Raw genomic sequence first — 6,737 nt, 5'->3', positions numbered from 1 at the left:
CGTAACTGATAAGACCGTAATTTCATCTTCGTGCTCACGCTGAAATGAGTTCCCAACAGAATTTAATGAGTTACACCCCTGAGAAATACATCCCTTATTCATACTATTAATTGTTAAGTAAGCAATTCCAGCCATTTTATTTCCAATATTTAACTACATCGTAATGATATAGTTTATCAAGAATAGGAGAATTACTAATGCTTAAAACTATAGGCATATTTACTAATCACTATTCATTTTCACTGAAATAACGACATTGAGATCTTTACCACAAAAAAGGCCGCCAATAGGCGACCTTTGCGATTCGTAGAACGAGAGTTACGTTAAATCAGTTCAGAACATACATGAGCATGTAACTTCAAACCCCTTGTTAACTCTAAATTAATTATTGTTCTTCCCTTTGTTGATAAAAGCGCTATAATCTAGCGCTTTTATCAACAAAGGAATTATAGGTATGTTTGAAAAAGATAAGGAAGAATTTAGAAAGTGGCTTGTATGTAATAAGAATTTATCTCTAAAAGTTTCAGGTGACCACTTATGCCGATGTAAACGACTTCATAATGGAATTATTGAACCTCTTCATTTAGCAGTATCGTCCCCAGATAACTATGTAATAGCTTTAAAAAAAATCAAAAAATACGGCATTGAAAAATCAAAAACAAAACAAGAACAATATAATTTAACTTGCTCATTAACTGCTTCATTAAAAAAATATTGTGAATTTAAAAATCCTAACAATTTTGAAAATTATCCAAATGGATATTCAGTTTCAATATGAGGTTTATATCATGAGCTTTAAATTTATTGACTTATTTGCAGGTATTGGCGGAATCAGATTAGGTTTTGAAAATGAAGGGGGTCAATGCGTTTTCTCATCTGAGTGGGATGTTCACGCACAAAAAACATATGAAGCAAACTTCAATGAAAAACCGCATGGTGATATAACAAAAATATTACCAACCTCAATCCCAGATCACGACATATTGCTAGGAGGTTTTCCTTGTCAGGCATTTAGTATCATAGGGAAAATGAACGGATTTGATGATACTAGAGGAACATTGTTTTTTAATGTAGCTAATATATTAAAAGAAAAAAAACCTCAGGCTTTTATGCTAGAAAATGTTAAACAGTTAAAATCCCATGATAAGGGAAATACATTTAAAGTTATAATAAAAACTCTCGAAGACTTAGGATATAAAGTTCATCATACAATACTAAATGCCCTAGATTTTGGAGTTCCCCAAAAAAGAGAAAGAGCATTTATTGTTGGCTTTTTAGATCATACTATTAACTTTGAATTTCCAATAGGTTCTGAAAATTACGACCTTTCAAAAATTTTAGAAAATGATAAAAATGTAGAATCAAAATTTTTTGTTAATGATGATATTAAACAAAGTAGATTGAATAATTTAAAAAAAGAAGCTCCAAAACCCAGTATTTGGCATCAAAACATATCAGGGAATGTTTCACCACTCCCATATTCTTGCGCCTTAAGAGCTGGAGCGTCATATAATTATTTATTAGTTAACGGTGTTAGAAGGCCTACATCACGGGAACTCCTTCGATTACAAGGATTCCCTGAAGAATTTAAGATAGTTGTCCCATACACACAATTAAGAAAACAAGCAGGTAATAGCGTGGCTGTTCCTGTCATAAAAAAGATAGCAAAAAGTATGATGGCCGCAATTAATGACATTAATCAAATGAGTGTCGCATAATCATTAACGAATACTAACCCAAGATTTATCAAATCCAATCAACGTTATAACAGAATCAAAATCTAAAGAGTCAGGTTTACGAATTGTGAATTTTTGAGCATCATCAGGCACATTATACATAATAGTAAACTGACTCCCATTAGGCTGCCACGTATACAAATGAAGCCCATTAATATCATGCCCCTCAAGATTACCTCGTTTATTTAGGCTCCATTTCACACTTTTTGGATCGATGATCTCTGCTTCTTTTTCAAAATAAGTAAATGCAGTTAAATCAAGAGATCTTATTAAAATTGCATTTGTAATATCTTTATATTCAGATTTAGCCGTTTTAATTCTCTCATTAAATATAGATATTACAGCCTCCCCAGTTAAAGACACATCTTCCAATGGGTTATCAATACCAAACGAATACGTCACATTATTTCGGCCTGATATAATACGTATAGTCTTTACTTCATGAGGTTTTTTATTTTTTACCGTTTTAACAGACCATGAAAAAGAATCCTTAACTACATCGGCCAAGCCTAATGGGCGGCTTAGATTTCTACCAGATATTGATTCAGAAAAAACTTTCTCCCACTTTTCACCACTAAGATCGCTTTCTCCAACCGCAATTAAATAAGCAAGAGAACGACCTATAGAGTAAATACTTTCATCAGGTAATTTACCTAATGGGTACGGACGATTACGTAAATGACTATCTCTTAAACGAGGATTACCTAACATAAGACCAACACAAGAAAAAAGAAATAAGCATAAAGCAAAGCTAATAAAGAAACAAAATTTGATGCGCGATATGCCCCTTATGTTAAATAGCCAACTTAGCCCCTCAAAACAGCCATTAAACCACCCAGAATCCACGTAGCGGCATTTTTCAGATATAAACCCCACCGATATACCCAAAAACACGTTTGAAAGTTTATGACGCTTTCAGAGCGATTTACAGGGCAATAAATTCTCGAACCGGTTCACCCAATAATCACCCTGTAACGTTCATTTTGAACAGTTAGCCAGGACGAACTAAATTAGCCAGGTTTTATGGGCTGATTTTGGGCGTTCTGGAGACAAACGAAGTGCGTCAGGTTTCAAAGGTTTTACCTTTGGCACAGGGATGTTTTTATCAAATGCGTAGCAGAGGGTGAAAACGTCCCCGTCGTGCCTATCTTAAAATTAGACATCACAAGGTAATCATTTGGTAATCAGAATGCTAAATGTAACTTATTGATTACTCATGTTTACATTAAGGTTACTCTAATAAATTAGCAAACTTCATCCATAGAAAATAACTATCTTGATTATTCACTTTTCAAGTGTAATCTTTGAGCTATCAATTGGTAATCAACAAGAGGTTCTATGAAAAAGAAAACACCGCTAGAAAAAGAGCTACTTTTGTACACAAAAAAGCATCACACCAAATCAAAAACAGCCGTCATTAATGAACTGTATGAAGTGATAACTACCTCGATGAGTGAGGGCGTGTCATTAGATCATATAGTGTCTTTTCTAAAGACCAAAAATGTCACTGTTTCTAAGGATTATTTAAAGACGGTTCTTTACCGAATTAGACAAAAGAGAAAAGCAGGCCATGAATAAATCCAAAACCCATTTAGTGTCCGTTCGCGTGGACGGTCGAATTAATACAGAGATTGAAGACTTACTCAATGACACGCAAAAAGATAAAGCAGATCTTTTAAGGGAAGTGTTAGTTAAGGGATTGTTCGCCTATAAAAGAGATTTGTATCAAACTCATGCCGATCGAGTGCATCACTCGATTGATAAGTCGTATTACGCCTACGAAAGAGAAATGCTTGATGATGACTTACATTATATTTCTGAACGTTTTAATAAACTGGAGGCGATGATCCAAGCACATAAAGAGCCAGTGCCAGAGAAAGAAAAAAAGTCCTTATTTAGTCATTTACTGAAAAAATAAGGGTTACATATAAATTAACTCACACAATCAAATCGTTAGTATTTTCCATTTGATAACGGACAGATACCGATTTTTAATATAGGCACGACAGGCACGTTTTCACCCTCTACATACGTATTTGGTTAAACATGCCGTGCCAAAGGTAAAAACCTTTGAAACCCTGACGCACTTCGTTTGTCTCCAGAACGCCCAAAATCAGCAGATGAAGCCTTGCTGTTTTCGTTCGCCCTAGGATCTTGATTTTCTTTCATGCCAGAATCATCGCGAAGCGATAAAGCTACCCCGTAACAAACAGAGTCAATATTACTTTCCTGTCGAATGACAAAAAGCACTATCCACACCGACATAAGGCCTCACTGCGTAGCAGTCGAGAGGCCGTTTCCTTTTTATCAACACCGATAGGTGGAATAGGATAATTTTGAATTAGATAAGAAAAGAATATTAGCAGGGTTTAGAAAGGGGCTATATCTGAATTAAAAAGGGGCTATTCCGACATTAATGTATAACTTATAAAAACAGGCTAACAATCCCCATCAATACCAAGTAAATGACTTGTGTGCTTTACTGTTTTTGTTCGATTTTTATACCGACATAAATGACACGCATAGGAATACCCACTCAGCTAAGAGCGTAATAAAATAAGAAGAGTTATGTTATTGGGGGCGCGAACTCAGAGCGTTTAACAGATAACCCCATTCTACGCAGTAGATTGTTGGCCATCTTAGTGATGTGCTCTTTTTCGGTGCTGATAGGCCAGCCTTTCGCTTTGATACGCTCAAGCAGCTTACGTGAAATATAGGTGAGGCGAGTCATTGGCTCCATATCAGCCAATTTAATTTTATAACTAGAGGTTGATTGAGTGTGACGATATTCCCATACACGCAAAATATTACTGTGGCAGTATGTTTTTAGGGCTATTTCTGCGTCGTATTTTTCTTGTCTTTTGGCGTATTCAATTTCACGTCTTCGGATCTCAATAGAACGTAAACGCTCTAATTCAGTCTGATTGATACCTAATATTTCATAGAATAACGGAGTGGTGCATAGTGTTCTTGGCAATCGTCCATCATGCAGAATATCTTGTATGGATTGTCCACTTTGCTCAGGCTCATACAGCAGCCCCATGATCACTAGCTCTTTCATGATCACTGAAATGGTCGAACTCGATACCCCGATCTCTTTACCAATTTCAATACACAAATGAGTGACATTAATACAACCAGTTACCGTGTCAGAATGGTAGGCAATCCAACGTAACGTATTTTCAATATTGCGCTTATGTACTTCTTTAAATGAGAGATTACGCTTACGCATACCGACCTCAACCAACTTATGAACTAAGAAAGGCCATTGCGAATTGATCCACGCGCCATGCTTTTCAAGCGTGTTGAATATCTTTCGGTTTAGGGTTGGAATGTGTTTTTTCTTGCGTTCACCAAGCGGAATAACTTCATATTCAGAAGTTAAAGATTCTTGCGGATGCCATGTATTTAGGGGGGGTAAGGTAACTCTACTTTTCATGTTCAGCCTCTTATACGTTGTATTCTGTGAATACGGCTGTATAATTAGCAGTACATCACAAGTATGGTTTGTTGGTGTCACGCTTTGTTGGGACTGCAATCCCGAACAAGCACCCCATTAAATACGAAAGCCCCAATGGTGTCAAACTATTGGGGCTTTCGTGTATTTGAATGTAAGTTTTTATCCACTTAAAAATCACTTATCTCTAATCGGTTTTATCATTAAATAGATATGTGCGATTAAAAACAATAAAGACAAAAGTACAATACTATTCGTAATGTCTATTTCAAAAGGGTAATAAGAAGCAAGCCTATCTCCAAAAAAAATAGAGTATTGTTGAACTGAAATAACCGTATTAAACAAGCCATAAATCATAATGTTAAATGAACTATGCAACCTAGTCCTAATCCATTTATAAGAAAGAAACGATAGCCATAAAAAAAACAATGACACTATGATGTATGTAAATAAATTATTCATTATAAGTATTGTACATCCCATCTATATTACTCGCACTACCTATAGCTTCTCCTGCAAGAGAGCCCGCCCCCATAGTTCGCCAACCTTTCTCGTAATCAGATGCTAACGATCTAAATAACTTAAATTGCGTTGCATCAGGAACATTTGCATAAGGGACTTTTTTTAAGGTATTTTTAAAGCCATAAAGAGATAATCCTAAATCGACCATACTATAAGCAAGATCAGCCTCTCTATTAGAATACCCTAAATGCTTAGACGCTAAATGATAACCCTGCCTTACAAATCCTGTATTTTTGATCTCTTGCTCACCACGTAAATAGTCCATAATATTTGCGCTATTCTCATAGGTATTATTTACCCCATGCGCCATCATAGGAGTACCAACGGTTGCACATAACGCAACACCTGCAATCGTTGTTAAAGGCGCAGAAGCACACATTACTGCGCCTCCTGTGGCTTGTGCTATCCCTCCTATCACACCAATACCATACAAACTTAAATCACGAGCTTGATCAATTAGGCTTCTTCGCTCTTTTCTTACGTACTGAACAACTTCATCTTTTGATATTATGCCTTCGTCATAATCTGCTTTTAAACACTTACCAATATGTATGTATTGTCGTCTAAACTCATTTTGAACATCTGGATCTTTAAGACATTCAAGACTTAAAGAATTGCATTGCGCTAATAAACCTTTTATCGCAAGTTTTACTTCATCATCTTCAAAATCTTTATTCATTATCAAGTGCCGTTAGCCAAGAACTATAACCATTAGTGTTAGCCGATAAATGTTTCCACTGAATATCTCGATAAGTAATAAGTACTGATTCTTGAATTTCATCTTGATTAAAATCAATAATATGAGGCATGTGCATAGAAACACTTTTAATTCTTGCGCCAGTGAGGACTAACTCATAAAACTTTTCTAACCCTGACGTTGCACTTGGGCGATAAAACCCAATAGAGCAATCTAATACATCACCATCACTACAGGCTTGAGATAATAAAGGACTACTTTTATCTATTTTTTTAATGATTTGAATTGGTTTATGAATAGATTTATTTTGATACTCAATGCCATG

Annotated in this window: 9 protein-coding genes; 4 read left to right on the top strand and 5 right to left on the bottom strand. The window is 35.5% G+C overall.

The features are described from left to right. Positions 1–454 precede the first annotated feature (454 nt). Both PX700_RS21240 and PX700_RS21235 read left to right on the top strand, forming a co-directional pair. Entirely contained in the window at positions 455–778 is a 324-nt protein-coding gene (locus PX700_RS21240) for a hypothetical protein (RefSeq protein WP_479521873.1), read from the top strand. A gap of 10 nt (positions 779–788) precedes the next feature. After that, the gene (locus PX700_RS21235; protein ID WP_479521872.1) at positions 789–1,718 is read left to right on the top strand and encodes a DNA cytosine methyltransferase; all 930 of its coding nucleotides are present in this window, start codon (positions 789–791) and stop codon (positions 1,716–1,718) included. 3 nt (positions 1,719–1,721) lie between these two features. Here the strand turns inward: PX700_RS21235 and PX700_RS21230 are convergent, their stop codons facing one another. Then, positions 1,722–2,447 (bottom strand): hypothetical protein, encoded by a 726-nt coding sequence (locus PX700_RS21230; RefSeq protein ID WP_479521871.1) that lies wholly within the window; start codon positions 2,445–2,447, stop codon positions 1,722–1,724. A gap of 627 nt (positions 2,448–3,074) precedes the next feature. Between PX700_RS21230 and PX700_RS21225 the strand changes: the two genes are divergently transcribed. Together PX700_RS21225 and PX700_RS21220 are read left to right on the top strand one after the other, a co-directional pair. Continuing rightward, positions 3,075–3,314 (top strand): hypothetical protein, encoded by a 240-nt coding sequence (locus PX700_RS21225; protein WP_479521870.1) that lies wholly within the window; start codon positions 3,075–3,077, stop codon positions 3,312–3,314. Positions 3,315–3,342: 28 nt separating this feature from the next. Next, entirely contained in the window at positions 3,343–3,654 is a 312-nt protein-coding gene (locus PX700_RS21220) for a hypothetical protein (RefSeq protein WP_479521869.1), read from the top strand. A 122-nt stretch (positions 3,655–3,776) separates the two neighbouring features. Here the strand turns inward: PX700_RS21220 and PX700_RS21215 are convergent, their stop codons facing one another. From PX700_RS21215 to tssD, 4 genes are all read right to left on the bottom strand, one after another. Further along, positions 3,777–4,001: a hypothetical protein gene (locus tag PX700_RS21215; protein WP_479521868.1), complete on the bottom strand. Its 225-nt coding sequence runs from the start codon at positions 3,999–4,001 to the stop codon at positions 3,777–3,779. A 301-nt stretch (positions 4,002–4,302) separates the two neighbouring features. Then, positions 4,303–4,968 carry a hypothetical protein gene (locus tag PX700_RS21210; protein ID WP_479521867.1) on the bottom strand — a complete coding sequence of 222 codons (666 nt, stop codon included), beginning with the start codon at positions 4,966–4,968 and terminating at the stop codon, positions 4,303–4,305. Between the two features lie 679 nt (positions 4,969–5,647). Next, complete coding sequence (locus PX700_RS21205) at positions 5,648–6,394, bottom strand: DUF4225 domain-containing protein (RefSeq protein WP_479521866.1); 747 nt, start codon at positions 6,392–6,394, stop codon at positions 5,648–5,650. Then, positions 6,387–6,737: type VI secretion system tube protein TssD (gene tssD / locus PX700_RS21200; protein WP_479521865.1), on the bottom strand; the 351-nt coding region annotated here is incomplete at its 5' end. The genes tssD and PX700_RS21205, both read right to left, overlap by 8 nt.

The sequence above is a fragment of the Pseudoalteromonas sp. TP27 genome (genome assembly GCF_056470645.1).
The sequence above is the reverse complement of the archived record's forward strand: the minus strand, read 5'-3'. Positions and strand labels throughout refer to the sequence as shown.

Coding starts and splice junctions, on each gene's coding strand:
- PX700_RS21240 (WP_479521873.1), top strand. CDS start 455: ATGTTTGAAAAAGATAAGGAAGAATTTAGAAAGTGGCTTGTATGTAAT.
- PX700_RS21235 (WP_479521872.1), top strand. CDS start 789: ATGAGCTTTAAATTTATTGACTTATTTGCAGGTATTGGCGGAATCAGA.
- PX700_RS21230 (WP_479521871.1), bottom strand. CDS start 2,447: ATGTTAGGTAATCCTCGTTTAAGAGATAGTCATTTACGTAATCGTCCG.
- PX700_RS21225 (WP_479521870.1), top strand. CDS start 3,075: ATGAAAAAGAAAACACCGCTAGAAAAAGAGCTACTTTTGTACACAAAA.
- PX700_RS21215 (WP_479521868.1), bottom strand. CDS start 4,001: ATGTCGGTGTGGATAGTGCTTTTTGTCATTCGACAGGAAAGTAATATT.
- PX700_RS21210 (WP_479521867.1), bottom strand. CDS start 4,968: ATGCGTAAGCGTAATCTCTCATTTAAAGAAGTACATAAGCGCAATATT.
- PX700_RS21205 (WP_479521866.1), bottom strand. CDS start 6,394: ATGAATAAAGATTTTGAAGATGATGAAGTAAAACTTGCGATAAAAGGT.